Here is a 25,884-nt window from a genome sequence, read left to right as displayed (position 1 = left end):
TCCCCAAAGTGAAATCCGTGGCCCTTCGCACGATCTCGACGCCCCTGATCCTATCGGCCGTTCTTGTCGTGCTCGCCCTGGTCACCGTCGCCTATGGCTCGCGCCCCTTCAACCAGACGATGATCGACATCTTCGTGCGGGTGATCCTGGTGACCGGGCTCTACATCTTCGTCGGCAACTCGGGCGTGCTCAGCTTCGGCCATATCGGCTTTACCTGCATGGGCGCTTATGCGGCTGCGTGGCTGACAATGCCGCCGATGATGAAAGAGCTCTCGTTCCCGGGCCTGCCCGACTGGCTCAAGGCGCTGCAACTGCCCTATGGGCCGGGGGCGGTTCTGGCGGGGATCTTCGCCGGGGTCTTCGCGCTTATCTTCGGGCGAATCCTGATGCGGCTCTCGGGGATTGCCGCCAGTATCGCAACCTTCGCCATGCTGGCGATGATCAACACGATCTACGCGAATTGGGAAAGCGTCACCTCGGCGACCAATTCGGTTGTCGGCATCCCGATCGTGCGCACCATCTGGCCGTATCTGATTGGCGCGATTGCCGCCGTGTTCATCGCCTGGGCACATGCGATCTCGCGCCATGGCCTTGCACTGCGCGCGGCCCGTGACGAACCGACTGCGGCGCTTGCCTCGGGCATCGACATCCCCCGCGTGCGGCTTGTGGCCTTCACGCTCTCGGGTGCGGTGGTGGGCCTGGGCGGGGCGTTGATGGCGCATTCGATCGGTGTCGTGACACCCGACACCTTCTACCTGGGGCTGACCTTCATCACGCTTTCCATGCTCGTTGTCGGCGGCATCGGCACGCTGACCGGCGCGGTGATGGGCGTTGTCCTGCTGTCGCTGCTGATCCAGGGGCTGCGCTGGCTCGAACGTGGCGTGCCCGTGGGCGAGAGCACCTTTGCCTTGCCGGGCGGTCTTCAGGAAATCCTTCTCGGCGTCGTGATGATCGTGATCCTCGCGCGCCGTCCCTCGGGGCTTTTCGCCCGTGAATTCGTCTGGCCCGCGCGGCTAGGCGCAAGGCGGAGGAACTCCTCCGCCGCAACCCGAAACGTCCCCGCAGGGGACGCGTGAAACATCAAAACCAACCAAAATCGACCAACAGGAGAACACCATGACCCGCACCCGACTGATGACTGGCCTGAGCGCGCTCGCGCTGGCCGTGACGCCGATGACCGGCGCGCTGGCCGAAGACGCCGACGGCAATATCGTTGTGGGCTTCGCCACCGCCGAAACCGGTTTCATGCAGGCCTATGACAAACCCGCGCAGGACGCCGCGATGATCCGTATCGAAGAGATCAACGCGGCGGGCGGTCTGCTTGGCAAGCAGATCAAGGTGGTCAATGCCGACACCAAGACTGACCGGGCCGAGGGCGCCAAGGCGGGCCTGAGCGTTCTTGATGCGGGGGCCGATATGGTCGTCGTGTCCTGCGACTACGATTTCGGCGCGCCGGCTGCTCTGACCGCGGAAAGCTCTGGTAAGGTGTCGTTCTTCCTCTGCGCGGAATCGATCAAGGCTGGTGTGCAGGGCGTCGGCCCGCATTCCTTCTCGGCCTCGGTTCTAGCGGCGGTGCAGGGCGCGACCATGGCGCAATGGGCCCATGAGAAGAAGGGCGCGCGCGATTTCTATCGCCTGCTCGACACCTCCTATGTCTACAACAAGGGCATCTGCGACGGTTTCGACTGGATGCTGCCGACGCTGGCAGATGCGAACCTTGCGGGCGAGGACGTGTTCAAGAACGACGACGCCTCGATTGCAGCCCAGATCAGCCGCATCAAGGCGCTGCCGAAAGAGCCCGACGCGATCATGCTCTGCACCATGATGCCGGGGGCTGTGTCGGCCATCAAGCAGATCCGCGCCGCTGGCATCAATTCGATGATCCTGAACGGCTCGGCGGTCGACGGCAGCTACTGGCTTTCGGCAGTGCCGGATCTGTCGGACTTCTATGTGCCGGTGCAGGGTTCGGTCTATGGCGATGACCCGAACCCGGACGTGAACGCGTTCAACGCGCTCTACAAGGAAAAGACCGGTTCGGACCCGGCAACGCAATACACCTATCCGGGTTACGTGATGATCGACGTCTGGGCCAAGGCCGTCGAGCGCGCCGGTTCGATTGATGCGGGTGCCGTTGTCGCCGAGCTTGAGAAGATGGACGGCGAGCCCACGCTCTTCGGTCCGCGCACCTTCACCCCCGAGCTGCACCATCAGAACAAGGCGCGCTATCTGATCGCCGAAGTCAAGGATGGCAAGCCGGGTATCGTCGACGAATGGACGATCTCGGAGCCGGTGCCGATGGAAGCGCTGATGAAGTGATCCTGGCGCGCCGGGGCATTCCCCGGCGCGGCCACTGGCCTCCTTGGAAACGACAACGCCCGGGCGATCTGCCCGGGCGTTTTCTTGTTGGTCGCAGGCGGTTGGACTAGCCCGCCTTGCGATAGCTGTCCTTGAGCGCGATACGATCCTGATCGAAGACGAGGATGTCGCAGCCGTCGACCTCGACCCGGGTTCCATCCGTCCGAGTGCCGGTAAAGCGCCAGCTCGTCAAAGCGCGATCCCCGATCAGTAGCGTCTCGCGCGGGGCCCAATGTGCATCGGGGAAGGCCGCGAAGATCGCCGCATAGGCCGCCTCGACCGCCGAGCGCCCGGCGTGGCGGACCCCTTCGGGGTCTGGGCCCGCCGCGCCGTGAAAGGCGCAATCCGTAGCCATGCAGCGCATCAGCCCCTCGAGATCACGGGTATTCCACGCTTCCGCGAAGGCCGCGAGCGTCCTTCTCCGCGCGGCCTCGAGGGCCTTGTCCTGCGCCTCGATTGCGCGTTGCGCTTGGGTCATGCGATCCCCTCTGCCGCGACCCGTGCGGCGGTGCGCTCCAGCGTCGTTTCCATCCGCGCGAGGATTTCGGTGATGTCGGCCTCGTTCACGATCAGAGGCGGGCAGAGCGCGAGCTGATCACCGATCGCGCGGAAGATCAGCCCCGCCGCATGGCCTTCCTCGGTGGCGATGGCGCCCACGCGCCCAATCGGGTCGAAGGGCCGTTTGGTCGCCTTGTCGGCCACCAGTTCAAGCGCCCCGATCAGCCCCGCGCCGCGCGCCTCGCCCACGAGCGGATGCGCGCCAAGCCTGCGCAATCCTGATTGGAACGTAGCTTCCAGCCGGGCGGCATTCCCCATCAGATCCCGTTCTTCCATGATCGCGAGGTTCTCAAGTGCAACCGCCGTGGCCACCGGATGCCCGGAGGCGGTGAAGCCATGGCCAAAACTGTTGAGCTTGTTCGTGTTGTCCGCAACCACCTGATAGATCTCGTCCGAGAAGAGCAGCGCAGCCAACGGCATGTAAGACGAGACGATCTGTTTCGAGACGGTCATGATGTCGGGCTTGAACCCGTATTTCTGGCAGCCGAACGGCGTTCCGAGCCGGCCGAAACCGCAGATCACCTCGTCCGACACCAGCAGGATGTCGTATTTCCGGCAGAGTGCCTCGATCCCCTGCCAATATCCTTCGGGCGGAGGCATGACGCCGCCCGCAGCCATCAGCGGTTCGCCGATGAAAGCGGCAATGGTATCCGGCCCTTCCTCCAAAAAAACCGCCTCGGCCTCCGCGACGAGGCGCGCGGCAAACTCTGCCTCGCTCTCGCCGGGAAGGCCGAAGCGGTAGTGGTGCGGACACGTCAGGTGCCGCACGGGGATCGCGGGAAGGTCGAAGTCCTTGTGGTTGACGGGCAGGCCGGTCAGGCTGCCTGACGCGACGGTGATCCCGTGGTAGCCCTTGTTCCGGGCGAGGAATTTCTTCTTCTTGGGTAGGCCGCGCGCGTTGTTGTAATACCAGACGAGCTTGACGATCGTGTCGTTCGCCTCAGAGCCCGAGTTGGTGAAGAACACCCGGTCGAGGCCCGCGGGCGTCATCTCGATCAGCTTCTCGGCAAGCCGGATCGAGGGCTCGTGCGCCTTCGAGGCAAAGGTGTGGTAATAGGGCAGCTTCAGCATCTGCTGATAGGCGACGTCGGCGAGGCGCTTCTCGGAAAAGCCGACCGCGACTGACCACAGCCCTGCCAGCCCTTCGATGTAATCCTTGCCATTGGTGTCCCAGACCCGGATCCCGTCACCGCGTTCGATGATCACGGGCCCGTTTTTCTCATGCAGGCGCGCATTGGTGTTTGGGTGCAGCGTCGATGCGATGTCGGCGGCTGCGAGCGAGTTGGACAGTGGAGAGACGAACATGCGACCTCGGCGATTTTGTTATAACGATTCGCGACAGTTTTTCAGGAGTGCTTGAAATTCGCAATGAGTCGTGCAACTTGTTATAACAAATTTTTGCTATGGACCCGATGCCTGACCTAGACGCCGACCCAGTTGCCCCTTCCGAGACCTCTGCTCCGGCGCCGCAGGGGCCGTTGCATGAACAGGTGTTTCGCCGACTCAGCGCCGATCTCATGGCCGGGCGCTTCGCCGCCGGACAGAAGCTGCCGCTGCGGGCGCTTGCCGTGGAGATGGGCACGAGCCTGATGCCGGTGCGCGACGCGGTCCAGCGGCTCGAAAGCCTTGGGGCGCTGGTCTCGACGCCCGGACGCACGATGATGGTGCCGCAACTCAGCAGCGAGGAGCGCGCCGATCTGATCCGGCTACGAATGCTGCTGGAAACCGAGACCGTGCATGCGGCTGCCGAACGGCGGAGCGAAGAGGATCTGGCCGATCTTTCCGAGGATAATGCCGCGATGCGCATTGCGGCCGAGCGGGGAGATACCACCGCCTTCCTGGCTGCGAACCTGCGTTTTCACCGCGGCCTTGCGGCGGCGGCGCGAATCCACTTCCTGGAGGCGTTGCTTGACCCGCTTTGGATGAGGCTTGGCCCCGTGGTGCGCGAACTGACGCCCGATCGGGCGAATATGCTGCGCACGACTGACTATCATGACCAGATCCTGCGCGCCTTGTTGCGCCGCGATGGGGCGGCCGCACAGGCCGCGCTTTCCGCCGATGTGATGGACGGGGTGCAGGCGATCACCGCAGGCGCCCTGCCGCAGGGTTGAGAGAGGATCCGTCGCGCAGGCGGGGCTGAGCGGCGCCGCGCCAGAGGTTGCGGCTGGGTGCAGCGCTTTCTAATCTGCCCGCCAGAACAGGAGGGGCTCATGGCCAAGATGATCCATTCGATGATCCGCGTGCTGGACGAGGCGCGTTCGGTCGCCTTCTACGAGGCGGCGTTTGGTCTCAGCGTAGCCGAGCGGCTCGATTTTCCGGATTTCATATTGCTCTACCTGTCGAACCCGGAAAGCACCTTCGAGCTGGAGTTGACGGTCAACAAGGGCCGGTCCGAGCCTTACGATCTGGGCGATGGCTATGGCCATCTGGCGGTATCGGTTGTGGATGCGGCGGCCGAACATGCGCGGATGGAGGCGGCGGGCCTTGCCCCGCGCAAGATCGTCGATTTCGCGCCCGCAGGGCAGGTGATTGCGCGGTTCTTCTTTATCGCCGACCCCGATGGTTATCAGATTGAGGTGCTCGAACGCGGTGGGCGCTACCTCTAACGAAAAAGGCCGCGCCAGAGAGCGCGGCCTTTTCACTTTACTGAGACGCGATCACTTCGGCAGGATGCGCACGCCACCCTTGGCCGCCGACGACGCCAGCAGCGCATAGGCCTTGAGCGCGGTCGAAACGGCGCGCGGGCGCGGCGCGGCGGGGGCCCAGGGCAGGGGGCCCTTGGCGGCGCGGCGCGCCTCCAGCACATCCTCGGCCACGGCCAGATGGATCGTGCGGTTCGGGATGTCGATCTCGATCAGATCGCCGGTTTCCACCAGGCCGATCAGCCCGCCTTCCTCTGCCTCGGGCGAGACGTGCCCGATCGAGAGGCCCGAGGTGCCGCCCGAGAAGCGACCATCCGTCAGCAGCGCGCATTTGGCGCCAAGGCCCTTCGATTTCAGATAGGAGGTCGGGTAGAGCATCTCTTGCATCCCCGGCCCGCCGCGCGGTCCTTCGTAGCGGATCACCACCACTTCGCCAGCGACGACCTTGCCGGTCAGGATGCCCGACACGGCGTCATCTTGCGATTCGAACACCTTGGCCGGGCCCGAGAACTTGAGGATCGAGTCATCCACGCCCGCGGTTTTCACGATGCAGCCGTCAAGCGCGATATTGCCCGACAGCACCGCAAGCCCGCCATCCTTCGAGAAAGCGTGTTCGACCGAGCGGATCACGCCCTTGGCGCGGTCCCTGTCGAGCTCCTTATAGCGGTTCTGGGTCGAGAAGGCCTGCGTGGTGCGCACGCCGCCCGGCGCCGCCCGGTAGAATTCCTCGACCTTGGGGTCGTTTGCGGTCATCACGTCCCACTTGGCGATGGCCTCGGCCAGAGTCTCGGAATGGACGGTGCGCACGTCGCCATGCAGCAGGCCGCCACGGTTCAGCTCGCCCAGAATGGCCATGATGCCGCCCGCGCGGTGCACGTCTTCCATATGCACGTCCTGCTTGGCGGGCGCGACCTTCGACAGGCACGGAACCTTGCGCGACAGGCGGTCCATGTCGGCCATGGTGAAATCCACCTCGCCCTCATGGGCGATGGCCAGCAGGTGCAGCACGGTGTTGGTCGAGCCGCCCATGGCGATATCGAGGCTCATGGCATTCTCGAAGGCCTCAAAGGTCGCGATCTCGCGCGGCAGCAGGCCCTTCTCTTCGCCCTCGTAATGGCGCTTGGTGATCTCGACGATCTTGCGGCCGGCTTCGAGGAACAGCTCCTTGCGGTCGGCGTGGGTGGCCAGCATCGAGCCGTTGCCCGGCAGCGCAAGGCCAAGCGCCTCGGCGAGACAGTTCATCGAGTTCGCGGTGAACATCCCCGAGCACGACCCGCAGGTCGGGCAGGCGGCCTTCTCGATCGCGAGAACTTCCTCGTCGGTGTATTTGTCATCGGCAGCGGCGACCATCGCATCGACCAGATCGAGGTCGTGGCCGACGATCTCGGCGCCTTCCTTGCCCGCTTCCATCGGGCCGCCCGAGACGAAGATCACCGGGATGTTGAGGCGCATGGCGGCCATCATCATGCCGGGAGTGATCTTGTCGCAGTTCGAGATGCAGACCATCGCATCGGCGCAATGGCCGTTGACCATGTATTCGACGCTATCGGCGATCACCTCGCGCGAGGGCAGCGAGTAGAGCATCCCGTCATGGCCCATCGCGATACCGTCATCGATGGCGATGGTGTTGAATTCCTTGGCCACACCGCCCGCGGCTTCGATTTCGCGCGCGACCATCTGGCCCAGATCCTTGAGGTGGACGTGGCCCGGCACGAATTGTGTGAACGAGTTGACGACTGCGATGATCGGCTTGCCGAAGTCGCTGTCGGTCATGCCGGTGGCGCGCCAGAGGCCACGGGCGCCCGCCATGTTGCGGCCATGGGTGGATTTGCGGGAACGGTAATAGGGCATCTGGCTCCTCCGATATCTTGGCCGCCCGAAGCGCGGCGTTGCGCCCTCATAGCGCAGGCGAGGGGGATTTGCCAACGCCGAACGGCGTTGCAACGCTGCAAATCAAGGGGTCAGTCGGCGCAAAGCGGGTGGGGCGCCCCGCCGCTGGCGGCCAGCGCATCGGCGGGGGCGAGGGCCACCATCATGCCGCGCTTGCCGCCGTTGATGACGACCTCAGGCACGGTAAGGGCGCTGGCTTCGAAGGCCACCGGCACGCGGCGCTTTTGCCCGAAGGGGCTGATGCCGCCGGTGTGAAAGCCGGTCAGACGCTCGGCCTTGTCGGGGGGCATCATCGTGGCCGACTTGCCGCCGAAAGCCGTGGCTACCCGTTTCATCGACAGCGAGCGATCGGAGGGGATCACCGCGCAGGCGGGCTTGCCATCGACCTCGACCATCAGCGTCTTGAGGACCCGGCCCGGATCGGCCCCGACCGCCTCGGCCGCGTGCAGGCCGATCTTGTCCTGCCCGGACACGTAGTCGTATTCCATCACGCGAAAGGCCACCTTCGCCTGTGTCAGTGCGCGGGTGGCCGGGGTCTGGGTGCTCATTACACGTCCAGCTCTTCCACGAATTGGGCGTTTTCCTGAATGTACTGAAAGCGCAGCTCGGGCTTCTTGCCCATCAGACGCTCGACCAGATCGGCGGTTTCGCCGGGCAGATCGTCATGGATCGTCACCCGGATCAGCTTGCGCGTGGCGGGGTTCATCGTGGTGTCCTTGAGATCCTTGGCGTCCATCTCGCCCAGACCCTTGAAGCGCTGCACGTCGATCTTGCCCTTGCCGCCCAGACCTTTCTTCAGCCATTCCTCTTTCTCGGCATCATCGGCCACGTAAAGCCGCTTGGCGCCCTGCGTCAGGCGGTAAAGCGGCGGGCAGGCCAGATACAGGTGACCCTTGTCGATCATCGGGCGCATCTGGGTGAAGAAGAACGTCATCAGGAGCGAGGCGATGTGCGCCCCATCCACGTCGGCGTCGGTCATGATGATGATCTTGTCGTAGCGCAGATCGTCGATGTTGAACTTGGTGCCAAGGCCCACGCCAAGCGCCTGCGACAGGTCGTTGATCTCCTGGTTCTGGCCGAGCTTGTTCGACGCCGCCCCAAGCACGTTCAGGATCTTGCCGCGCAGGGGCAACAGCGCCTGGGTCTGCCGGTCGCGCGCCATCTTGGCCGAACCGCCTGCCGAGTCGCCCTCGACGATGAACAACTCGGTCCCGGCGCGATTGGTGGCCGAGCAATCCACGAGTTTGCCGGGCAGGCGCAGCTTCTTGGTGGCTGATTTACGCTGCGTTTCCTTTTCCTGACGGCGGCGCAGGCGCTCCTCGGCGCGCAGCACGAGGAAGTCGAGGATCGCGCCCGCCGATTTCGTATCGGCCGCCAGCCAGTTGTCGAAGTGGTCGCGCACCGCGCCCTCGACCAGCCGCTGCGCCTCGACGGTGGCAAGGCGGTCCTTGGTCTGACCCACGAATTCCGGCTCGCGGATGAAGCACGACACAAGCGCGCAGCCGCCCGTCAGCAGATCCTCGCGGGTGATTTCCTTGGATTTCTTGTTGTTGACCAGCTCGCCATAGGCGCGGATGCCCTTGAGGATCGCGGCCCAGAAGCCCGCCTCATGCGTGCCACCTTCGGGGGTGGGGACGGTGTTACAGTAGGACTGGATGAACCCGTCGCGCGAGGGCGTCCAGTTGATCGCCCACTCGACCAGGCCGGGCACGCCGAACTTCTCCTGGAACTGCACCTTGCCCGCGAAGGGGCGGTCGGCATAGGTCGCGGCCTTGCCAAGCGTCTCGGTCAGGTAGTCGGCAAGACCGCCCGGGAAGTGAAACACCGCCTCGGTCGGGGTCTCGCCATCGTCGATCTCGGATTTCCAGCGGATCTCGACGCCCGAGAAGAGATAGGCCTTCGAGCGCACCATCTTCATCATCCGCGCGGGCTTGAAGCGGTGATGGCCAAAGATCTGCTCGTCAGCGTGGAAGGTCACCGTGGTGCCGCGCCGGTTCGGCGCCGCGCCGATCTTGGCGACCGGCCCCTGCGGGAGGCCGCGCGAGAAACGCTGCTCGAACAGCTCCTTGTTGCGCGCCACCTGCACGACCATCGTATCCGACAGCGCGTTCACGACCGAGGCGCCGACCCCGTGCAGACCGCCCGAGGTCTGGTAGGCATCGCCCGAGAACTTGCCGCCCGCGTGCAGGGTGCACAAGATGACCTCAAGCGCCGATTTGCCGGGGAATTTGGGGTGCGGGTCGATCGGGATACCGCGGCCGTTGTCGCGGATCGTGACCGAGTAATCGGCGTTCAGCTCGACCTCGATGCGGCTGGCGTGACCCGCCACGGCCTCGTCCATCGAGTTGTCGAGGATCTCGGCCACCATATGGTGCAGCGCGCGTTCATCCGTGCCGCCGATATACATCCCCGGCCGCTTGCGCACCGGCTCCAGCCCTTCGAGCACCTCGATCGAGGAGGCGTCATAGGCTTTCTCGGGCTGCGCGGAGAGAAGATCGTCGGCCATGCTGCTCGCTTTCTTTTGTAGCTTTGAGGGAAAGAGATACAGCAGCTAGGGGCGGGTGAGCAAGCACGGGGGCAGACCCGCGCCTGCTTTGGACCCGATCAGGCCGGCTCGCCGTCGCGCGTTGCCCACATCTTCTTGAAGGCCGGACGGGACTGGCACAGCTCCAGCCAGCTCTTGACGCGCGGCACCTGCGCCATCAACGGCGCGTGGGGTTGGGCATAGCGCACGATCTCGGCCATGTTGATGTCGGCCACCGTGAAGCGCCCGCCAACCATGTGGCTATGCGCGGCCAGATGGACCTCGAGCGCCTTGAGCGGGCGCAGCAACTGGTCGGCCGAAGTCTCGATCACGCGCTGGCCGCCCTCATCCACGCCCTTGGCATAGGCGAAGGTGATCTCGAGCGCGGGACCCTCGATCGCGGTGGCGCCGTAAAGCGCCCATTGCATCATCAGCGCCTCTTCGCGCGCATCGCGCGGAGCCAGCGTGCCGCCAGCCTTCTTGGCAAGATAGAGGTTGATCGCAAGCGACTCGGACAGCAGCAGCCCTGCATCCTCCATCACCGGGATCGCGCCTGCCGAGGTCAGCCGCAGATACTCCGGGCTGCGCGTGTTGAAAGGGGCATCCGGTGCCAGCGGGTCGATGCCCTTGGCCTCAAGCCGGTAGGCCTGGATGACCGGCTTGAGGGTGTAGGGCAGGCCCAGTTCCTCAAGCGCCCAGATGTTGCGCGTCGCGCGCGAGCGGTACATGCCGTAAAGGGTAATCATCGCCGTCTCCTGTTCGATGGGGGCAGGTTGGCCTGCCTGTGTCCGGAAGAAAAGAGCGATCTTCGATCTGGAATTGCTCTAGGTTGATGCGCATCAAGGCGGGTTTGCCGGTTTTCCGCTATGGCGCATCGAGTTCAGATTGATTGGAGGGATGTGCATGGAAGATCAGATCGCAAAAGAAGAAATTCAAGCTGTAGAGGAAGCTCCGACTGTTCCGGCCGCGAAGGTCGAGGCGGTTCCTGTGGCGAAACCTGTCGATCCGAACGAGCCGCACCCCGCAGTCGTTCCCGGCGAGCCAGAGAGCGTCGGCCCCAAGAGTTTTCCGCGCGTCGATCCCAATGCCATCCGCCTTGCTTTTGAGACCGGGAAATATCCCTATTCTCGCCGCTTGGGCCGCCCGACCTACGAGAAGGAAAAGGCCCAGCTTCAGGCCGAACTGCTCAAGGTTCAGCTGTGGGCGCTGGAGACGGGGCAGAAATTCGTCATTCTTTTCGAAGGCCGCGACGCCGCCGGCAAGGGCGGCACCATCAAGCGTTTCAACGAACACCTCAATCCGCGTTTCGCGCGCGTCGTGGCGCTGAACAAGCCCACTGACGAAGAGCGCGGCCAGTGGTATTTCCAGCGCTATATCCGCTGGATGCCGACGGCGGGCGAGATGGTTTTCTACGACCGCAGCTGGTATAACCGTGCGGGCGTAGAGCGGGTCATGGGCTTCTGTTCCGCCACCGAATACCTCGAATTCATGCGTCAGACGCCCGAGCTGGAGCGGATGCTCGTGCGCTCGGGGATCCGGCTCTACAAATACTGGTTCTCGGTTACGCGCGACGAACAGCGTCGCCGCTTCAAATCGCGCGAGACCGATCCGCTCAAGCGCTGGAAGCTCAGCCCGATCGATCTGGCGTCGCTGGACAAGTGGGATGACTACACCGAGGCAAAGGAGGCGATGTTCTTTTACACCGACACCGCCGACGCGCCTTGGACGATCGTCAAGTCGAACGACAAGAAGCGCGCACGGCTGAACTGCATGAAGCACTTCCTTTCGACGCTCGATTACCCGGACAAGGACCTGAGCATCGCAACGCCGCCCGATCCGCTGATCGTCGGTCACGCAAGCCATGTGGTCCATCAGTCGGAACATATCCTGGGCGCCTCGCTGCATCCCGATCAGCGCCGCACCCGGACCTGAACAGTCGCGCGCGGCAGGTCGTCAGCTTGCCGCGCGCCGTTTTTCCACCATCCTTGATCTGGTCGAACGGGGGTTGAGATGAGTTGGAACGAGCGTTTTTCCGGACCTGACTTTCTTTTTGGCACCGAGCCTGCGGATTTCGTGCGCCGCCAGGCGTGGCGGCTAGCGCCGGGCGCCCGCGTGCTGAGCCTCGCCGAGGGCGAGGGGCGCAACGCGGTCTATCTGGCGGGGCAGGGGCTGCGGGTGACGGCGTTTGAATCCTCGCCCAACGCGCTGGCAAAGGCGCGGGATCTGGCGCAGGCGCGTGGCGTCAGCGTCGATTGGCGCGTGGCGGATCTTGCGAGTGTTGACTGGCCCGAGGCGCAATTTGACGCGGTTCTGGCCTGTTTCATCCAATTCGCCGACCCCGCCTTCCGCGCGTGGATCTTCGACGGAGCCGCTCGGGCGCTGCGGGCGGGCGGTCTGATGCTGATCCATGGTTTCGCCACGCGCCAGCCCGGCTACGGCTCGGGCGGGCCGGGAAATGTCGCTCACCTCTACACGCTCGATCTGCTGCGCGAGGCTTTCCCCGGTTGGCCCATCCTGCATCAGGCCGATTACGACGCGATCCTTGACGAGGGTGTGGGACACGCCGGGCGCGCGGCGCTTGTTGACTTTATCGCGAGCAAGCCCTGAAGGGCTGGACGTTGCCCGCCGGGGAATGTCACATTCCGTTTCGGCGATATTTGCGCCGGAAACGATACCCGACCGCGTAACACCGGAACCATCCATTCAAAGGAGACGCTTCATGCGCCGAATTCTTCTTGCCGCCATTCCCGCAGCCCTCGTGTTCGCATCCTCTGCCTTCGCCGACCCGATGGCCACGGTCGAGGCCCGTCAGGCCTATTTCAAGTCGCTTGGCGCGTCGATGAAGGCGATGGGGCCGCTGACCCAGTCCTTTGATGCCGAGGCTGCTAAGGCCGAGACCGCCAAGCTTGAAGCCATTCTGGCGACGGATACCGCGCCGCTCTTCGCGCCGGGAACCTCGGATGCGGATGTGCCGGGCAAGACCCGTGCCATGGCCAAGATCTGGGAAGATATGGAGAATTTCGGCGCAAAGGGCAAAGCCATGCATGAGGCCGGGGCCGAGCTGATCGCTGTGGCCCAGGGCGGGGATGGCGCCGAGTTTGCTGCCGCCTATGAGAAGTTTGGCGGCGCCTGCAAGGCCTGCCACGACGTCTATCGCCTGCCCGAGTGATCGCGCCACGCAATGACCTCGTGAGGCCGCGCCGCGCGCGGCCTCGCAAGAAGGATTGACGCCCCATGAGTTCACCCCCCGAAAAATCTGCGCCGCAGATCTGGGACCCGGCGCTGCGCGCCTTCCATTGGTTGCTGGTGCTGGCCGTGGTCGGCGGCTGGTTGCTGGGCCAGTTCGGTCCGCTCAAGATGACGCTGCATTTCTACGCGGGCTACACGGTCATCGGGCTGCTGGCGTTTCGCCTGATCTGGGGGCTGATCGGCCCGGCCAACGCGCGTTTCGCGCAATTCGTCAAAGGACCCAAGGCGGTGCTGGCCTATCTGCGGACCTTGCCCGCGCGGGCGGCTTCGCACAGCGATGGCCATAACCCGCTTGGCGGATTGTCGGTCGTGGCAATGCTGCTGGTGTTGGTGGGGCAGGTGGGAACAGGTCTCATCATCGACCCCGAGGATTATATCAATATCGGGCCGCTTGCGGATTCGGTCTCGACGTCCTGGAACCGTTGGGCGCTTGGCTGGCATCACCGGCTGGGGGTGTTGCTGCTGATCCTTGTGGTGCTCCATGTCGGCGCCATCCTGTTCTACCGTTTCTGGAAGCGCGAAGACCTTGTGACGCCGATGATCACCGGGCGGCGCAAAGAGCGCTAGGCACGTAGGAATCTGTGGACGAGGCAAATTCGCTCGGCTAGCGTCGCTCGATGTTTACCTTGCAGTCAAATTTAGATGCGGGCCGGATGACATTTACGGGCCATTCCAAAGCGCTCCTGACGCTCGGCCTGCCGATTATCGGCTCCAACCTGGCGCAGATGGGGCTGCATGTCACCGATACGATCATGCTCGGCTGGTATGGCGTGCCCGAACTGGCCTCGGTCGTGCTGGGTTCGAGCTATTTCTTCTTCCTGTTCATCCTTGGGTCCGGGTTCTCCTATGCCGTGATGGGGCGCGTTGCCGCCAGCCTTGGCGCGGGGGACGATACGCAGGCGCGACGCGATGCGCGGATGGGGCTGTGGCTGTCGATCCTCTACGGCGCGCTGGTGACGCCGCTGATGTGGAATTCGGGGCAGATCCTGATCCTGCTGGGCCAACAGCCCGAGCTTGCCGCGCTGGCGCAGGAATATCTGCGGATCGCGATGCTGGGCATGGTGCCCGCGCTGATCATTGCCGTCCTCAAAGGCTTTCTTGCCGCGCAGGAGCGAACTCAGGTCGTGATGTGGGTCACCTGGCTGGGGGTGGGCCTGAACATCGTGCTGAACTGGATGTTCATCTTCGGCAACCTGGGCGCCCCCGAGATGGGGGTGCGCGGGGCGGCGCTGGCTTCGGTTGCGGTGCAGATCGCAACCGCGGGGCTTTTGATGCTTTACGCGGCCTATGCGCCCGCTTTGCGTCATGTGCATCTGTTCCAGCGCTTCTGGCGCCCGGATTGGCCGTCTTTCTACTCGGTCGCGCGGATGGGGATTCCGATCGGGCTGACCTCGCTGTCCGAGGCGGGGTTGTTTCAGGCCTCGGCGCTGATGATGGGCTGGATTGGCACGCGTGAACTGGCGGCACACGGGATCGCGCTGGAACTCGCCTCGCTGACCTTCATGGTGCATATGGGCCTGTCGAACGCGGCCACGGTGCGCGCGGGCCGTGCCTCGGGCGCGCGCGACATCGTGCGTCTGCGCGATGGGGCGCTGGTCGCGCAGGTGCTCTCGCTCGTGTTCGGGCTGGTGACCGTTGTGGTGTTTCTGGCGATCCCTCAGCAGCTTATTGGGTTGTTTCTGGACCGCACCAACCCCGAGGCGCCCGCGATCATGGCGTTTGGCGCGCGGCTGATGGTTGTCGCGGCGCTGTTCCAGTTGTTCGACTCGACGCAGGTCATGGTGCTTGGGCTTCTGCGCGGGGTGCATGACACGCGCGTGCCGATGTGGGTGGCCACGATCAGCTATTGGCTGATCGGCATCCCCTCAAGCTACGTTCTGGCCTTCCCGCTTGGCTACGGCGGGGTCGGTCTGTGGCTTGGCCTCGTGATCGGGCTGGCCTGCGTGGGCCTCACGCTGAGCGTTCGCTTCTGGCGCGGGCCGTGGCTGCGCGCCTGAAGGGCGCGTCAGCTGCGGTCGAGGTTCAGGGCGATCAGTTCGGACAGTTGCTGCGCGTGGGTAAGCGGTAGCATGTGCCCCGCGCCCGGCACGCAAGCGGTTCCGACATCGGGCAGGCGCGCGGCGATGGACTCGCACACGCGGGCCGTGATCGGCGGGCTGCGGTCTCCGTGAACCAGCAGCACCGGTGCGTCGATCTGCTCCAGGCCGCCCTCGCGGCAGATATTTCCGGGGTCGTCGAAATTGCCCGGCGCGACTTCGGCGATGATCGCCATCTGCGCGATGAACTGCGCGCGCTGATGCGCCGGCAGCGCCTCCCACGGCAGCCCAACCCCCCAGTCCCGGACAAAACGACGTGCGGCCTCTTCGTGCTCCCCGGCAGCCATCAGCGCCTCGAGGTGGTCCTGGTGGGGCCGCAGGGTGTTCCATTCCTCCGTGTTCCGGGCGGCCGCGAACAGGACCGGTTCAACCAGCGTCAGGGATCGTACCGCTTCCGGAGCGGCCACGGCGATACGCAGCGCTACGATAGCGCCGAAACTGTGCCCAATCAGATCCACCGGCCGTTCGATGAAAGAGGCCGCGATTTGCGTGGCCAGCCGCTGATAGGCGCCCGGCTCGACCGTCTCCGGGGTCCACGGCGCGCTTTTGCCATGACCGGGAAGGTCAAAGGTTGTCGCGCTGATCTGCGCGCCAAGCGGCGCGAGAACCGGCGCCCACATCTCGCCTGCGCCCAACATGCAATGGATTGCCAGCGCAGGCCGCTCTCCTTCGCCGATGACCTGCCAGTTGGTCTCGGCGCCCAGTCGAATATCCTTGGGCATCAGAGCGTTCCCAGATGCTCGTCGAGGAACTCCAGCCGGTCCTGCCCCCAGAAACGCTGATCGGTCTCGCGCACGATATAGAAAGGCGTGCCGAAGACACCCTGTTCGACGGCGTCTTCGAGGTTGCGTTCATAGGCCATCGCGCCGTCGAACAGCCCCGTGGTCACGAGATTGCCGTCGAACCCATTGGCCTCCAGCGCCGCGCGGATTACCGCATCATCGGCGATGTCCTTGTCCTCGGCCCAACGCGCGCGCAAGATCGCATGGGTCAGACCGCCCAGATCGCCGCCGCCGGCCTTCTGCGCGGCGATGATCGCGTAAGACGCAGGCGCGGGGTTGTGCGGCGTGACCATGCCGGTGTCCATCTCCATCCCAAGGCGCTTCGACCAGCGATCAAGCTCTTGCTTGCGGTAGGCCACGCGATTGGGGTGGCGCGCGGCGGGACGCGTGCCCCCGGTACGGTCGAACAGGGACATCACGTCAAACGGCCGATAGGTGATCGTCGCGCCGTGGCGAGCCGCAATTTCCTCAAGACGGGTGCCCGCCAGATAGGTCCAGGGGCTGAGAACAGAGAAAAAATAGTCAATATGGGCCATCGGGCACCTTTCACGCGCGCGTCATGTTTGCGGGCAGGCTAGGCCGGTGCTAAGGCAGGCGCAATCCCCCCGAATCCGCCGGCGCTGCTCCCGGCGCAGCCGAAAGGTGACCTGATGCCTGCCATGACCGAACCGAAACTGATCTCCGGCAATGCCAATAAGGTGCTGGCGACTTCCATCGCACGGCGGATGTCCATGCACCGCGGCATGTCGGTCGGACTGGTCGATGCGCGCGTCGAGCGTTTCAACGACCAGGAGATCTTCGTCGAGGTCTACGAGAACGTCCGCGGCGAGGACATGTACATCATCCAGTCGACCTCGCGCCCGGCGAACGACAACCTGATGGAACTGCTGATCATCACCGATGCGCTCAAGCGCTCCTCGGCCGATCGCATCACCGCCGTGATCCCCTATTTCGGCTATGCCCGCCAGGATCGCCGCGCCAAGGCGCGCACGCCGATCTCGGCCAAGCTGGTGGCGAACCTGCTGACCGAGGCGGGCGTCGACCGCATCCTGACGCTTGATCTGCACGCAGCCCAGATCCAGGGCTTCTTCGATATCCCGGTGGACAACCTCTATGCCTCGCCGATCTTCGCGCTGGACATCCTGCACCACTTCAAGGGCCAGACCGACGACATCATGGTGATCTCGCCCGACGTCGGCGGCGTGGCCCGCGCGCGTGAGCTTGCCAAGCGGATCAACGCCCCCCTCGCCATCGTGGACAAACGCCGCGAGAAGGCGGGCGAAGTCGCCGGCATGACCGTGATCGGCGACGTGAGCGGCAAGAAATGCATCATCGTGGACGACATCTGCGACACCGCAGGCACGCTGTGCAAGGCCGCCGAGGTGCTGATGGAGGCTGGCGCGACCGAGGTTCACGCCTATATCTCGCATGGCGTCCTGTCGGGCCCGGCGATAGAGCGTGTGACCAATTCGGTCATGAAATCGCTTGTCATCACCGACTCGATCGAGCCGACTGACGCCGTGAGGGCTGCCAAGAACATCCGCATCGTGCCGACCGCGCCGATGTTTGCCCAGGCGATCCTGAATACCTGGTCGGGTACCTCGGTGTCGTCGCTCTTCGAGACCGACACGCTCGTGCCGATCTACGAAGGTCTCTATTCGCAGGGCTGAGTTCTGGCCAGCACCCGAGAGCCGCGATAAGGTCCGGTCCATGTGGGTCCGGGCCTTTCTTCTTTTCCTGCTGTCGGCTTTGCCCGCCTCGGCGGAATGCGTCGTGCTGCTGCACGGGCTTGCGCGTGGCCCCGCCAGTCTGAGCGTGCTGGAAAAGGTGCTCACCGGCCGCGGCTATCAGGTGGTCAATGCCGATTACCCCTCCACACGCCTGCCGCTGCCCGAGCTTCTTGCCTATGTCGAGGACGCCGTGGCCCGCTGCCCCGAGGGCCCCGTGCAGGTCGTGACCCATTCGATGGGCGGGATCTTGCTGCGACTTTGGGCGACCGAGCCGGGAAACAGCGCTCGTATCGGCCGCGCGGTCATGCTGGCGCCCCCTGCGCAGGGATCGGAGATTGTCGATACCTTCGGCGATCAGGCGTGGTTTGCCTGGCTGAACGGCCCCGCCGGCCTGCGCCTCGGGACCGGCCCCGACGGAATCGCGGCCCAACTGCCGCCCGTGAATTTTCCCGCCGGGGTGATCGCGGGAAACGAAAGCCTCAACCCGGTGACCTCGGCGCTGATCCCGGGACCGGATGACGGCAAGGTCTCGGTCACCAGTACCCTCGGCGCAGGGATCAGCGCGCATATCGTGCTGCCCGTGACCCATACCTGGATGATGAACGATCCCCGGGTGATCCTCGAGGTGCTGAGCTTCATCGAAACCGGCGATTTTCGCCCTGAAATGAGCTGGATAGCGGCCTTCAAAGAGCTGGCCTCCCGCCACTAACCTCCGCACGGAAGGCGCGTTGCATTCCCCGCGCCCCTCGCGCAGGATGCCGCCATGCGTCTCTTCCTGCTTGTCTCGCTTGTCATGGTGGCCTTTGCCGCGAATTCGGTACTGAACCGGATGGCGGTTTTCGGCGCGGGGCTCGACCCGGAATGGGTGGCGGTTCTGCGCCTGGGCGCGGGGGCGGTCGTGCTGCTCGGGTTGACGTTGGCGCTGCAAGGCGCGCAGTCCCTGCGGATCAGCCCCAAGATCGTTCTGGTGGGCATGGCGACGCTGTTTCTCTATATCTACGGCTTCTCCATCGCGAGCGGGTTGATCGACGCGGGCGTCGGCGCGCTGGTGCTGTTCGGCTCGGTCCAGATCACCATGTTCGTGGGCGCCTGGATCACGCATGAGCGCCTGACCCGCTGGCGCCTGATCGGCGCGGCGCTGGCCTTCGCGGGCCTGGTGACGCTGCTCCTACCCGGCTCGAGTGACGCTCATATCGATCCGGCGGGCGTGGGTCTCATGGTGCTCGGCGGTATCGGCTGGGGACTCTACTCGCTTAACGGGCGGGGCGTGCGCGACCCGCTCGCGGCAACCGCCCTCAACTTCACGCTGGCGCTGGTTCTGGCGCTCGGCTGGCTTGCAGCCTCGGGCGATCCGGGGCAGGGGCAGGCTTGGGGTATCTGGCCCGCACTGGCGTCGGGCGCGATCACTTCGGGGCTTGGCTATGCGCTCTGGTATCGCGTGCTGCCGCAGGTTCCCGCCAGCCTTGCCGCGATCGCGCAGCTCTCGGTGCCCCTCATCGCGGCGCTTGGCGGCGCGCTCTTGCTGGCCGAGGTGCCTGGTCCCCGCTTCTGGATCTCGGCCACCCTTGTCCTCGGCGGCATTGCCCTCTCGCTTAAGAAATCCTGATTTCTTCTTGGCGGAAATACCTCGGGGGAGAGGGCCGCAGGCCCGAGGGGGCAGCGCCCCCGCGCGCTCAGAGCACGCGGTTCACATGCCCCATCTTGCGCCCGGCCTTTGCTTCGGCCTTGCCGTAAAGATGGATCTGCGTGCGCGGCGTCTTGGCCAGATCCGGCACCATCGCCACGTCGTCGCCGATCAGGTTCAGCATCTCGACATCGGCATAGCGGCTGCCATCGCCAAGCGGCCAACCGGCGACGGCCCGGATATGCTGCTCGAACTGATCGACCGCACAGCCTGCCTGCGTCCAGTGGCCCGAGTTATGCACCCGCGGCGCGATCTCGTTCACCAATAGACCCTTGGGTGTCACGAACAGCTCCACCCCCAGCACGCCGACATAATCGAGCGCGTTGAGGATCCGCGCCGCGATCAGGATCGCATCGGTGCGCTGCGCCTCCGAGATCCGCGCGGGCACGGTGGTCGTGTGCAGGATGCCGCTCTTGTGGACATTCTCGCCGGGATCGAAACAGGCGACCGAGCCATCAAGCCCGCGCGCCGCGATCACCGAAATCTCGGCCGAGAAATCGACGAAGCCCTCAAGAACGGCGGTCGCCCCCTCCATTGCCGCAAGCGCGGCGGGGGCATCCTCGGGCGCCATGATCCGCGCCTGGCCCTTGCCGTCATAGCCAAGCCGCGTGGTCTTGAGGATGGCGGGCGTTCCGATCTTCGCGATCGCGGCCTCAAGCGAGGCCAGATCGGTCACCTCGGCCCAGGGCGCGGTGGCCAAGCCGATCTCGTTCAGAAAGCTCTTCTCGTGAATGCGATCCTGGCTGATCGCCAGAACGCGGCGACCCGGGCGGATCGCGCGGGTGGCCTCGATCAGGTCGAGCGCCTCGGTGGGGATATTCTCGAACTCGTAGGTCACCACATCGACCGAGGCCGCGAACTCGACCAGCGCCGCCGCATCGTCATAGCTTGCGATGGTCACCCGATGCGCAACATGGCCCGCCGGGGGCTCGGCGCCGGGTTCAAAAATGTGGCACTTGAAGCCAAGCCGCGAGGCCGCAACCGAGAGCATCCGCCCCAGTTGTCCGCCGCCAAGAATGCCAATGGTCGCGCCGGGTTGCAGCATCTCACTCATCGGCAGGCTCATCCGGGATCGAGGCGGAAAGGGCGTCGCGCCATGCATCAAGGCGCGCGGCCAGATCGGCGTCATTGATAGCGAGGATGCCAGCGGCCATCAGGCCAGCATTGGCGGCACCCGCCGCACCGATCGCCATGGTCGCGACGGGAAAACCCTTGGGCATCTGCACGATCGAATAAAGGCTGTCCACGCCCGACAGCGCGCGGGTCTGGACCGGCACGCCGATCACCGGCACGCGGGTCTTCGAGGCCATCATGCCCGGCAGGTGTGCCGCGCCACCCGCTCCCGCGATGATCACATGCAGGCCGCGCTCGACGGCGCTCTTGCCATAGGTCCAGAGACGGTCGGGGGTGCGGTGCGCCGAGACGATCTTTTTCTCGTAGGCGATGCCAAGCTCGTCGAGGATGGTTGCCGCCTCGCGCATGGTGGACCAGTCCGACTGGCTGCCCATGATGATTCCAACTTTAACGCCCATGATCGTCCCTCCGTCCGAGGCGCGCACTATAGGCAGGTGCGTCGCGGGAGCAAGGGCTCAGGCGATGATGTCGGGCGTCAGGTGGTCCTCGATCCGCGCAATCTGGTCCTTGAGCGCGAGTTTCTGCTTCTTCAACCGCACAAGGCGCAATTGGTCGGGATGCCCGGCCTGTTGCAGCGCGTGAATCGCCTCATCAAGGTCGCGGTGCTCGCTTCTGAGCACCTCAAGTTTCATGCGGAGCACCTCTTCAGGGTTCATCTCGATATGTGCGTTCATATCTGGCATCCGTTTGGCTGGCGTGACGACTCGGTCGCAGAGAACGTTAATATAACAATTGCGCGCCCTTGCGGTGGAAAAATCGGCCTGTGCGCGAAGGCCGCACCCTCTTGCAGCGCATCTTTCATCTGCCCATATCTTGAAGGAAGGGATGGCCGCACGCGCGGGATCCTGTTTGCAACGTCGCTTGAAGAAGGGCTTGCCACATGACGAAACTGAGCTTTGGCGCGCATCCGTACCTGCTGGGCTTCGACCAGCTTGAGCGCCTTGTCGAGCGGACGGTGAAATCCGGCTCGGACGGCTACCCGCCGTATAACATTGAGCAATCCGGGGCTGACGCGTTCCGCATCACGCTGGCCGTGGCCGGTTTTTCCGACGCCGATCTGTCGATCACCATGGAGGACCGCGCTCTGGTCATCCGCGGACGGCAGGCCGATGAGGGGGCCGAGCGGCTGTTCCTGCACCGCGGTATCGCGGCGCGTGCCTTCCAGCGCAGCTTCGTGCTGGCCGAGGGGGTCGAGGTTGCGGGCGCAGGGCTGGAAAACGGTCTTCTGCATATCGACCTGAAGCGGGCGCAGCCCGACCCTGTCGTGCAGACGATCCCGATCCACCGCAAGTAAGGAGGCGCGCATGGATACGAAATTCGACTTCGGTCACGAAAGCGGCGAGCGCATCGTCTATGTCCGCCCTGTCGATGTGAGCGAACTGCCTGAAGAGGTGCAAGCCCAGGCGGGCGGGCTGCGCAAGCTCTACGCGGTGCACGACGCCAATGGCGAGCGGCTTGCGCTGGTGAAGGATCGCGCGCAGGCCTTCATCCTGGCGCGGCAGAACGATCTGGCGCCGGTGAACGTGCACTGAACCCGCGACAGGCGAATACCAAGGGGGCCGGCTGGCCCCCTTTGTCATTTGCCCGTGAAATGCAAAACGCCCCGGCAGGCCGGGGCGTTTGCTGTTTCGATGGTCGATGGCACGGTTACTCGTGCTCGGCCAGCCAACGCTCGGCATCAAGCGCGGCCATGCAGCCCATGCCCGCCGAGGTCACAGCCTGGCGATAGACGTGGTCGGTCAGGTCGCCCGCAGCGAACACGCCCTCGATCGAGGTTTGGGTGGTGCCCGGCTCGACCTTCACATAGCCGCCGCGGTGCAGCTCCAACTGGTCCTTGACCAGTTCCGAGGCAGGGGCATGTCCGATGGCGACGAAGAAACCGTCGCAGGGGACCACGCGCTCTTCGCCGGAATTCACGTCTTTCGCACGCACGCCGGTCACGCCAAGCGGCGCCTCGGTGCCGACGACCTCTTCGACCGTATGGTTCCAGAGCACCTCAACCTTGGGGTTCTTGAACAGGCGCTCTTGCAGGATCTTCTCGGCGCGGAAGCTGTCGCGGCGGTGGATCACCGTCACCTTCGAGGCGAAGTTGGTCAGGAACAGCGCCTCTTCAACGGCCGTGTTGCCGCCGCCGATCACGACCACTTCTTTGCCGCGATAGAAGAACCCGTCGCAGGTCGCGCAGGCGGAAACGCCAAAGCCCTTGAACTTCTCTTCCGAGGGCAGCCCGAGCCAACGCGCCTGCGCACCGGTGGCGAGGATCACGGCGTCGGCCTCGTAGGTGGTGCCCAGATCGCCCTGTGCGACGAAGGGTCGCTTGGAAAGGTCAAGCGACATGATCGTGTCGCTGATGATCTCGGCGCCCATCGCGCGAGCGTGCTCTTCCATCTGCACCATCAGGTCGGGGCCCTGCACCTCGGTGCGGCCCGGCCAGTTCTCAACCTCGGTGGTGATGGTCAGCTGGCCGCCGGGCTGCAGGCCCTGTACCAGAACGGGGTTCAGCATGGCGCGCGCGGAATAAACCGCTGCCGTGTAGCCCGCCGGGCCGGACCCGATGATCAGAACCTTGGTTTTCTTCGTCTCGCCCATGCCGGCCTCCTGTCATTCCCCGACCGATATAGTCAGAGCGGAGCGCGGCGGAAACCCCTTCGTTGCGCTTGGGTGACTATGTCAATTGCTCTTGATCTCGCCTGTGCGAAATATTATTGCGCCCATCCCGTCTCGCGAGTAAGTTCGCGCGCAATTGTGGAGGTAACCATGGCCAGTACAAAGCTTGATGAGATCGACCGGAAGATTCTGGCCGAGCTGCAGGCGGACGGCCGGATGACCAACGTCGAACTGGCCAAACGCGTCGGAATCTCGGCGCCACCCTGCTTGCGCCGTGTCCGCACGCTGGAAGAGGCGGGCTTTATTCGCGGTTACCATGCCGATGTGAACCCGCGCGAGCTGGGGTTCGAGGTTCAGGTCTTTGCCATGGTGCGTCTGCAAAGCCAGGCCGAGGCCGACCTGTCGGCTTTCGAGAGCCGCTGCCGCGCTTGGCCGCTCGTGCGTGAGTGCCACATGCTGAATGGCGAGATCGACTTCGTGCTGAAATGCGCCGCGCCCGATCTGAGCACCTTCCAGAGCTTCCTGACGGGGCAACTGACCGCAGCCGAGAACGTCGCCTCGGTCAAGACCTCGCTGGTGATCCGCTGTGCCAAGGATGAACCCGGCGTGCCCTTCGATGTGCTCGAAGAGCGTCTGGCCAAGCTTGCCTGATCAGGCCTCGGACGCCCGCACCTTGTCGATCATCGCCTGCCCCGCGCGCGCGTCTTCAAGCGTCCAGGGGTAGGGCGCGCCCTCGCGGATGTGGCGGGCGAAGTTCTCGACCTGAAGCACGTATTGATTTACGCCGGGATGGCGCAGGACGCGGTCGGGCTCGCCCGTGCGTTGCAGGGTGAGCGCAGCTTCGCCGGCCACACCGGCGTTGAAGGGCACATGCACCCGGATCAGGCCGCGATCGCCCTGAAAGGTGACCTCTTGCCTCGGGTGCAGGCGCGTCGAGGTGATGGCCGAGTAGCTGAAGCCGCCCTGCGGGCCGATCATCTCGCCGGTCACCTGCGCAAAGACATCCACGCCATTCTCGCGCCGGATCAGCGCGCGTAGCGCGCCCGGTTCCGCCCGCGCGGCGTAGCGCACCGAGGAATAGGCATAGACGCCGATATCGGGGATCGAGCCGCCCCCTGTTTCCGCCCGGTTGCGAATATTCGCCGGGTCAGGGTTGTTGAAGGAAAACACCACGTCGGCATGGCGCAACTCGCCGATCTGGCCCTCGTCGAGCCACTCCCGCACCTGTTCCCATTGCGGGTGATGCACGATCATATAGGCCTCGGTTGCGAAGAGGCCCGCGGCATCGCGTGCGGCGATCAGCGGGCCGATTTCCTCGGCGCGCATGGCGATGGGTTTCTCGCACAGGACATGCTTTCCTGCGGCCAGCGCCTTGAGGCTCCATTCGATGTGGAGCGTGTTGGGCAGGGGAATATAGACGGCCTCGATCTCGGGGTCGGCCAGCAGCGCGTCGTAGCTGTCATGCACCCGCAAGTCGGGGCAGAAGGCGCAGAAGGGCGCGGCTTTCTCGGGCGAGGAGGTGGCAAGGGCGCCGAGCCGTGCGCCGCTTGCGGCATGGATTGCGGGCCCCATATGCTTCAGCGCGAAATTCGACGCCCCCAGGATGCCCCAGTTGATCGGTTTCATGATGCCCCTCCGTTTGCGCTAACGCGGGCACCCTATCCCGAACCGCAGGGCGGGGTCTAGTGGCGGGCAAGCGCCGCGCGCATCAGTGCAAGCGATGCCTCGTAACCTTCGACCACTTCCGCTTCGTAGCGCGCATCGCGGCCATTGGCGCGGCGTTCGGCCAGCGCCATCTCGGCTTGCGCGGCCTTCACGGCGAAACTGCCGATGACCGGGCGCGGGTCGGCGCCGTGTTCAAGCAACAGGCGCAGCTTGCCGGCCTGATGTCCGGCGGCGATCAGCATATGTTCGGCGCGGGCATAGCCGGGGGCCGCGCGCTCGGTCGGGGCGGCATTCGGATCGGCTCCATGGCGCAGGAGCGCCGCGACCTCGGTGGTGTTGCCCTCGAAGACGGCGCGGTAAAGCGGTGTCCAGCCCCAATGAGTGCGCCCCTCGATCCGCGCGCCGTGCTTTTTCAGCAGCCCGACGATGGTGCAAAGCTCCTTGGGGGTTTCTTCGCCCCAGGGGTAGCCACCGACAAAATGCAGCGGGTTATACCCTTCGTCGCTGACAAAGCGCGCATCGGCCCCATGCGCCAGCAACGCACCGATGACCTTGGCCGAGCGGTGATTGGCGCTCATGGCCCAGATCAGCGGCGGCATTCCGAAACCGTCCGTCAGGGCGTTCAGGTCGACGCCCGAGGCGAGCAGGTTTGTCAGGGCGGCAAGATCCCCGCTTTCGATTGCATCGCGAAGCTCGTGGTTCGGATCGGCACTATTGCAGGCCGGGCGCGCCGAGTTGGCGCGCAGCATCTGCACCAGGGCGGCCACCCGCTCCATATTGCCCGATTGCTCAGCCGCGCGGACCTGCGCCAGCCAAAGCTCGGCCCGGTCGGCCGCGGCGTTGCGGGCGACGTCTTCGATCACAACCGGCTGCACCATGCGCGCGCGGGTGGCGGCAGCGGTGGGGCGCAGGGTCGTATGCGGGTGCAAAGCACTATCTTTGCGAATCTTCGTCATGAAATCCTCGGC

At 64.8% G+C, this 25,884-nt stretch carries 29 protein-coding genes; 15 read left to right on the top strand and 14 right to left on the bottom strand.

The window, feature by feature from the left end; translation table 11 throughout:
* The first annotated feature begins 17 nt into the window (after window positions 1-17).
* Together KTQ37_RS00610 and KTQ37_RS00605 are read left to right on the top strand one after the other, a co-directional pair.
* Window positions 18-1,076: a branched-chain amino acid ABC transporter permease gene (locus KTQ37_RS00610; RefSeq protein ID WP_328799678.1), complete on the top strand. Its 1,059-nt coding sequence runs from the start codon at window positions 18-20 to the stop codon at window positions 1,074-1,076.
* Window positions 1,077-1,116: 40 nt separating this feature from the next.
* On the top strand, window positions 1,117-2,316 hold the full coding sequence (locus KTQ37_RS00605) for an ABC transporter substrate-binding protein (RefSeq protein WP_218628530.1): 1,200 nt from the start codon (window positions 1,117-1,119) through the stop codon (window positions 2,314-2,316).
* 106 nt (window positions 2,317-2,422) lie between these two features.
* Here the strand turns inward: KTQ37_RS00605 and KTQ37_RS00600 are convergent, their stop codons facing one another.
* On the bottom strand, window positions 2,423-2,833 hold the full coding sequence (locus KTQ37_RS00600; protein ID WP_218628529.1) for a nuclear transport factor 2 family protein: 411 nt from the start codon (window positions 2,831-2,833) through the stop codon (window positions 2,423-2,425).
* Complete coding sequence (locus tag KTQ37_RS00595) at window positions 2,830-4,218, bottom strand: aspartate aminotransferase family protein (protein WP_218628528.1); 1,389 nt, start codon at window positions 4,216-4,218, stop codon at window positions 2,830-2,832. The genes KTQ37_RS00600 and KTQ37_RS00595 overlap by 4 nt, the downstream gene beginning before the upstream one ends.
* Window positions 4,219-4,325: 107 nt before the next feature.
* On the opposite strand from KTQ37_RS00595, the gene KTQ37_RS00590 reads away from it, so the two are divergent.
* Window positions 4,326-5,024: a GntR family transcriptional regulator gene (locus tag KTQ37_RS00590; RefSeq protein WP_218628527.1), complete on the top strand. Its 699-nt coding sequence runs from the start codon at window positions 4,326-4,328 to the stop codon at window positions 5,022-5,024.
* A gap of 99 nt (window positions 5,025-5,123) precedes the next feature.
* Window positions 5,124-5,519 carry a VOC family protein gene (locus KTQ37_RS00585; protein ID WP_218628526.1) on the top strand — a complete coding sequence of 132 codons (396 nt, stop codon included), beginning with the start codon at window positions 5,124-5,126 and terminating at the stop codon, window positions 5,517-5,519.
* 51 nt (window positions 5,520-5,570) lie between these two features.
* Here the strand turns inward: KTQ37_RS00585 and ilvD are convergent, their stop codons facing one another.
* The 4 genes from ilvD to KTQ37_RS00565 form a co-directional block, all read right to left on the bottom strand.
* The gene (gene ilvD, locus KTQ37_RS00580) at window positions 5,571-7,406 is read right to left on the bottom strand and encodes a dihydroxy-acid dehydratase (protein ID WP_218628525.1); all 1,836 of its coding nucleotides are present in this window, start codon (window positions 7,404-7,406) and stop codon (window positions 5,571-5,573) included.
* A 110-nt stretch (window positions 7,407-7,516) separates the two neighbouring features.
* A complete protein-coding gene (gene ybaK / locus KTQ37_RS00575) occupies window positions 7,517-7,993 on the bottom strand; it encodes a Cys-tRNA(Pro) deacylase (RefSeq protein WP_218628524.1) in 477 nt (158 codons plus the stop codon).
* Complete coding sequence (gene parE / locus KTQ37_RS00570; protein WP_218628523.1) at window positions 7,993-9,951, bottom strand: DNA topoisomerase IV subunit B; 1,959 nt, start codon at window positions 9,949-9,951, stop codon at window positions 7,993-7,995. Before parE ends, ybaK begins: the two co-directional genes overlap by 1 nt.
* Before the next feature lie 98 nt (window positions 9,952-10,049).
* The gene (locus tag KTQ37_RS00565; RefSeq protein WP_218628522.1) at window positions 10,050-10,715 is read right to left on the bottom strand and encodes a glutathione S-transferase family protein; all 666 of its coding nucleotides are present in this window, start codon (window positions 10,713-10,715) and stop codon (window positions 10,050-10,052) included.
* 157 nt (window positions 10,716-10,872) lie between these two features.
* Between KTQ37_RS00565 and ppk2 the strand changes: the two genes are divergently transcribed.
* From ppk2 to KTQ37_RS00540, 5 genes are all read left to right on the top strand, one after another.
* A complete protein-coding gene (gene ppk2 / locus KTQ37_RS00560; RefSeq protein WP_218628521.1) occupies window positions 10,873-11,901 on the top strand; it encodes a polyphosphate kinase 2 in 1,029 nt (342 codons plus the stop codon).
* Window positions 11,902-11,979: 78 nt separating this feature from the next.
* Window positions 11,980-12,576 carry an SAM-dependent methyltransferase gene (locus tag KTQ37_RS00555; RefSeq protein ID WP_218628520.1) on the top strand — a complete coding sequence of 199 codons (597 nt, stop codon included), beginning with the start codon at window positions 11,980-11,982 and terminating at the stop codon, window positions 12,574-12,576.
* A 112-nt stretch (window positions 12,577-12,688) separates the two neighbouring features.
* Window positions 12,689-13,138, top strand: coding sequence for a c-type cytochrome (locus KTQ37_RS00550; protein WP_218628519.1), 450 nt, complete (start codon window positions 12,689-12,691; stop codon window positions 13,136-13,138).
* 65 nt (window positions 13,139-13,203) lie between these two features.
* Complete coding sequence (locus tag KTQ37_RS00545; protein WP_218628518.1) at window positions 13,204-13,785, top strand: cytochrome b/b6 domain-containing protein; 582 nt, start codon at window positions 13,204-13,206, stop codon at window positions 13,783-13,785.
* 86 nt (window positions 13,786-13,871) lie between these two features.
* Entirely contained in the window at window positions 13,872-15,215 is a 1,344-nt protein-coding gene (locus KTQ37_RS00540) for an MATE family efflux transporter (RefSeq protein WP_218628517.1), read from the top strand.
* Window positions 15,216-15,223: 8 nt separating this feature from the next.
* Here the strand turns inward: KTQ37_RS00540 and KTQ37_RS00535 are convergent, their stop codons facing one another.
* Both KTQ37_RS00535 and KTQ37_RS00530 read right to left on the bottom strand, forming a co-directional pair.
* A complete protein-coding gene (locus KTQ37_RS00535) occupies window positions 15,224-16,036 on the bottom strand; it encodes an alpha/beta fold hydrolase (protein ID WP_218628516.1) in 813 nt (270 codons plus the stop codon).
* On the bottom strand, window positions 16,036-16,632 hold the full coding sequence (locus KTQ37_RS00530) for a 2-hydroxychromene-2-carboxylate isomerase (RefSeq protein ID WP_218628515.1): 597 nt from the start codon (window positions 16,630-16,632) through the stop codon (window positions 16,036-16,038). The genes KTQ37_RS00535 and KTQ37_RS00530 overlap by 1 nt, the downstream gene beginning before the upstream one ends.
* Window positions 16,633-16,746: 114 nt before the next feature.
* On the opposite strand from KTQ37_RS00530, the gene KTQ37_RS00525 reads away from it, so the two are divergent.
* The 3 genes from KTQ37_RS00525 to KTQ37_RS00515 are packed head-to-tail and all read left to right on the top strand — an operon-like array spanning window position 16,747 to window position 19,432.
* Complete coding sequence (locus KTQ37_RS00525) at window positions 16,747-17,766, top strand: ribose-phosphate pyrophosphokinase (protein WP_218628514.1); 1,020 nt, start codon at window positions 16,747-16,749, stop codon at window positions 17,764-17,766.
* Between the two features lie 40 nt (window positions 17,767-17,806).
* Window positions 17,807-18,535 (top strand): esterase/lipase family protein, encoded by a 729-nt coding sequence (locus tag KTQ37_RS00520; RefSeq protein WP_218628513.1) that lies wholly within the window; start codon window positions 17,807-17,809, stop codon window positions 18,533-18,535.
* A 54-nt stretch (window positions 18,536-18,589) separates the two neighbouring features.
* Window positions 18,590-19,432: a DMT family transporter gene (locus KTQ37_RS00515; protein ID WP_218628512.1), complete on the top strand. Its 843-nt coding sequence runs from the start codon at window positions 18,590-18,592 to the stop codon at window positions 19,430-19,432.
* A 67-nt stretch (window positions 19,433-19,499) separates the two neighbouring features.
* Here the strand turns inward: KTQ37_RS00515 and KTQ37_RS00510 are convergent, their stop codons facing one another.
* The 3 genes from KTQ37_RS00510 to KTQ37_RS00500 are packed head-to-tail and all read right to left on the bottom strand — an operon-like array spanning window position 19,500 to window position 21,318.
* A complete protein-coding gene (locus KTQ37_RS00510) occupies window positions 19,500-20,564 on the bottom strand; it encodes a 5-(carboxyamino)imidazole ribonucleotide synthase (protein ID WP_218628511.1) in 1,065 nt (354 codons plus the stop codon).
* Window positions 20,557-21,045, bottom strand: coding sequence for a 5-(carboxyamino)imidazole ribonucleotide mutase (gene purE / locus KTQ37_RS00505; protein WP_218628984.1), 489 nt, complete (start codon window positions 21,043-21,045; stop codon window positions 20,557-20,559). The genes KTQ37_RS00510 and purE overlap by 8 nt, the downstream gene beginning before the upstream one ends.
* 54 nt (window positions 21,046-21,099) lie before the next feature.
* The gene (locus KTQ37_RS00500) at window positions 21,100-21,318 is read right to left on the bottom strand and encodes a YdcH family protein (RefSeq protein ID WP_218628510.1); all 219 of its coding nucleotides are present in this window, start codon (window positions 21,316-21,318) and stop codon (window positions 21,100-21,102) included.
* 206 nt (window positions 21,319-21,524) lie between these two features.
* On the opposite strand from KTQ37_RS00500, the gene KTQ37_RS00495 reads away from it, so the two are divergent.
* Window positions 21,525-21,938 (top strand): Hsp20 family protein, encoded by a 414-nt coding sequence (locus KTQ37_RS00495; protein WP_218628509.1) that lies wholly within the window; start codon window positions 21,525-21,527, stop codon window positions 21,936-21,938.
* Between the two features lie 10 nt (window positions 21,939-21,948).
* Window positions 21,949-22,176, top strand: a complete 228-nt coding sequence (locus KTQ37_RS00490; protein WP_218628508.1) for a DUF1150 family protein — start codon at window positions 21,949-21,951, stop codon at window positions 22,174-22,176.
* 115 nt (window positions 22,177-22,291) lie between these two features.
* Here the strand turns inward: KTQ37_RS00490 and trxB are convergent, their stop codons facing one another.
* Complete coding sequence (gene trxB, locus KTQ37_RS00485; RefSeq protein WP_218628507.1) at window positions 22,292-23,233, bottom strand: thioredoxin-disulfide reductase; 942 nt, start codon at window positions 23,231-23,233, stop codon at window positions 22,292-22,294.
* A 168-nt stretch (window positions 23,234-23,401) separates the two neighbouring features.
* Between trxB and KTQ37_RS00480 the strand changes: the two genes are divergently transcribed.
* On the top strand, window positions 23,402-23,902 hold the full coding sequence (locus KTQ37_RS00480) for an Lrp/AsnC family transcriptional regulator (protein WP_218628506.1): 501 nt from the start codon (window positions 23,402-23,404) through the stop codon (window positions 23,900-23,902).
* Here the strand turns inward: KTQ37_RS00480 and KTQ37_RS00475 are convergent, their stop codons facing one another.
* Together KTQ37_RS00475 and KTQ37_RS00470 are read right to left on the bottom strand one after the other, a co-directional pair.
* Window positions 23,903-24,877, bottom strand: coding sequence for a Gfo/Idh/MocA family protein (locus tag KTQ37_RS00475; RefSeq protein WP_218628505.1), 975 nt, complete (start codon window positions 24,875-24,877; stop codon window positions 23,903-23,905).
* Window positions 24,878-24,933: 56 nt separating this feature from the next.
* Window positions 24,934-25,872: an ankyrin repeat domain-containing protein gene (locus KTQ37_RS00470; RefSeq protein ID WP_218628504.1), complete on the bottom strand. Its 939-nt coding sequence runs from the start codon at window positions 25,870-25,872 to the stop codon at window positions 24,934-24,936.
* Window positions 25,873-25,884 lie beyond the last annotated feature (12 nt).

It is taken from the genome of Sedimentimonas flavescens (assembly GCF_019264375.1).
Taxonomy (GTDB): Bacteria; Pseudomonadota; Alphaproteobacteria; order Rhodobacterales; family Rhodobacteraceae; genus Rhodobacter; species Rhodobacter flavescens.
Note: the sequence above shows the minus strand (reverse complement) of the source record. Positions and strands in the feature narration are given on the sequence as shown.

Excerpts from the sequence above, each read along its gene's own strand:
- KTQ37_RS00605 (WP_218628530.1), top strand. The coding sequence starts at position 1,117 with ATGACCCGCACCCGACTGATGACTGGCCTGAGCGCGCTCGCGCTGGCC.
- KTQ37_RS00600 (WP_218628529.1), bottom strand. The coding sequence starts at position 2,833 with ATGACCCAAGCGCAACGCGCAATCGAGGCGCAGGACAAGGCCCTCGAG.
- KTQ37_RS00595 (WP_218628528.1), bottom strand. The coding sequence starts at position 4,218 with ATGTTCGTCTCTCCACTGTCCAACTCGCTCGCAGCCGCCGACATCGCA.
- KTQ37_RS00590 (WP_218628527.1), top strand. The coding sequence starts at position 4,326 with ATGCCTGACCTAGACGCCGACCCAGTTGCCCCTTCCGAGACCTCTGCT.
- KTQ37_RS00585 (WP_218628526.1), top strand. The coding sequence starts at position 5,124 with ATGGCCAAGATGATCCATTCGATGATCCGCGTGCTGGACGAGGCGCGT.
- ilvD (WP_218628525.1), bottom strand. The coding sequence starts at position 7,406 with ATGCCCTATTACCGTTCCCGCAAATCCACCCATGGCCGCAACATGGCG.
- ybaK (WP_218628524.1), bottom strand. The coding sequence starts at position 7,993 with ATGAGCACCCAGACCCCGGCCACCCGCGCACTGACACAGGCGAAGGTG.
- parE (WP_218628523.1), bottom strand. The coding sequence starts at position 9,951 with ATGGCCGACGATCTTCTCTCCGCGCAGCCCGAGAAAGCCTATGACGCC.
- KTQ37_RS00565 (WP_218628522.1), bottom strand. The coding sequence starts at position 10,715 with ATGATTACCCTTTACGGCATGTACCGCTCGCGCGCGACGCGCAACATC.
- ppk2 (WP_218628521.1), top strand. The coding sequence starts at position 10,873 with ATGGAAGATCAGATCGCAAAAGAAGAAATTCAAGCTGTAGAGGAAGCT.
- KTQ37_RS00555 (WP_218628520.1), top strand. The coding sequence starts at position 11,980 with ATGAGTTGGAACGAGCGTTTTTCCGGACCTGACTTTCTTTTTGGCACC.
- KTQ37_RS00550 (WP_218628519.1), top strand. The coding sequence starts at position 12,689 with ATGCGCCGAATTCTTCTTGCCGCCATTCCCGCAGCCCTCGTGTTCGCA.
- KTQ37_RS00545 (WP_218628518.1), top strand. The coding sequence starts at position 13,204 with ATGAGTTCACCCCCCGAAAAATCTGCGCCGCAGATCTGGGACCCGGCG.
- KTQ37_RS00540 (WP_218628517.1), top strand. The coding sequence starts at position 13,872 with ATGACATTTACGGGCCATTCCAAAGCGCTCCTGACGCTCGGCCTGCCG.
- KTQ37_RS00535 (WP_218628516.1), bottom strand. The coding sequence starts at position 16,036 with ATGCCCAAGGATATTCGACTGGGCGCCGAGACCAACTGGCAGGTCATC.
- KTQ37_RS00530 (WP_218628515.1), bottom strand. The coding sequence starts at position 16,632 with ATGGCCCATATTGACTATTTTTTCTCTGTTCTCAGCCCCTGGACCTAT.
- KTQ37_RS00525 (WP_218628514.1), top strand. The coding sequence starts at position 16,747 with ATGCCTGCCATGACCGAACCGAAACTGATCTCCGGCAATGCCAATAAG.
- KTQ37_RS00520 (WP_218628513.1), top strand. The coding sequence starts at position 17,807 with ATGTGGGTCCGGGCCTTTCTTCTTTTCCTGCTGTCGGCTTTGCCCGCC.
- KTQ37_RS00515 (WP_218628512.1), top strand. The coding sequence starts at position 18,590 with ATGCGTCTCTTCCTGCTTGTCTCGCTTGTCATGGTGGCCTTTGCCGCG.
- KTQ37_RS00510 (WP_218628511.1), bottom strand. The coding sequence starts at position 20,564 with ATGAGTGAGATGCTGCAACCCGGCGCGACCATTGGCATTCTTGGCGGC.
- KTQ37_RS00500 (WP_218628510.1), bottom strand. The coding sequence starts at position 21,318 with ATGAACGCACATATCGAGATGAACCCTGAAGAGGTGCTCCGCATGAAA.
- KTQ37_RS00495 (WP_218628509.1), top strand. The coding sequence starts at position 21,525 with ATGACGAAACTGAGCTTTGGCGCGCATCCGTACCTGCTGGGCTTCGAC.
- KTQ37_RS00490 (WP_218628508.1), top strand. The coding sequence starts at position 21,949 with ATGGATACGAAATTCGACTTCGGTCACGAAAGCGGCGAGCGCATCGTC.
- trxB (WP_218628507.1), bottom strand. The coding sequence starts at position 23,233 with ATGGGCGAGACGAAGAAAACCAAGGTTCTGATCATCGGGTCCGGCCCG.
- KTQ37_RS00480 (WP_218628506.1), top strand. The coding sequence starts at position 23,402 with ATGGCCAGTACAAAGCTTGATGAGATCGACCGGAAGATTCTGGCCGAG.
- KTQ37_RS00475 (WP_218628505.1), bottom strand. The coding sequence starts at position 24,877 with ATGAAACCGATCAACTGGGGCATCCTGGGGGCGTCGAATTTCGCGCTG.
- KTQ37_RS00470 (WP_218628504.1), bottom strand. The coding sequence starts at position 25,872 with ATGACGAAGATTCGCAAAGATAGTGCTTTGCACCCGCATACGACCCTG.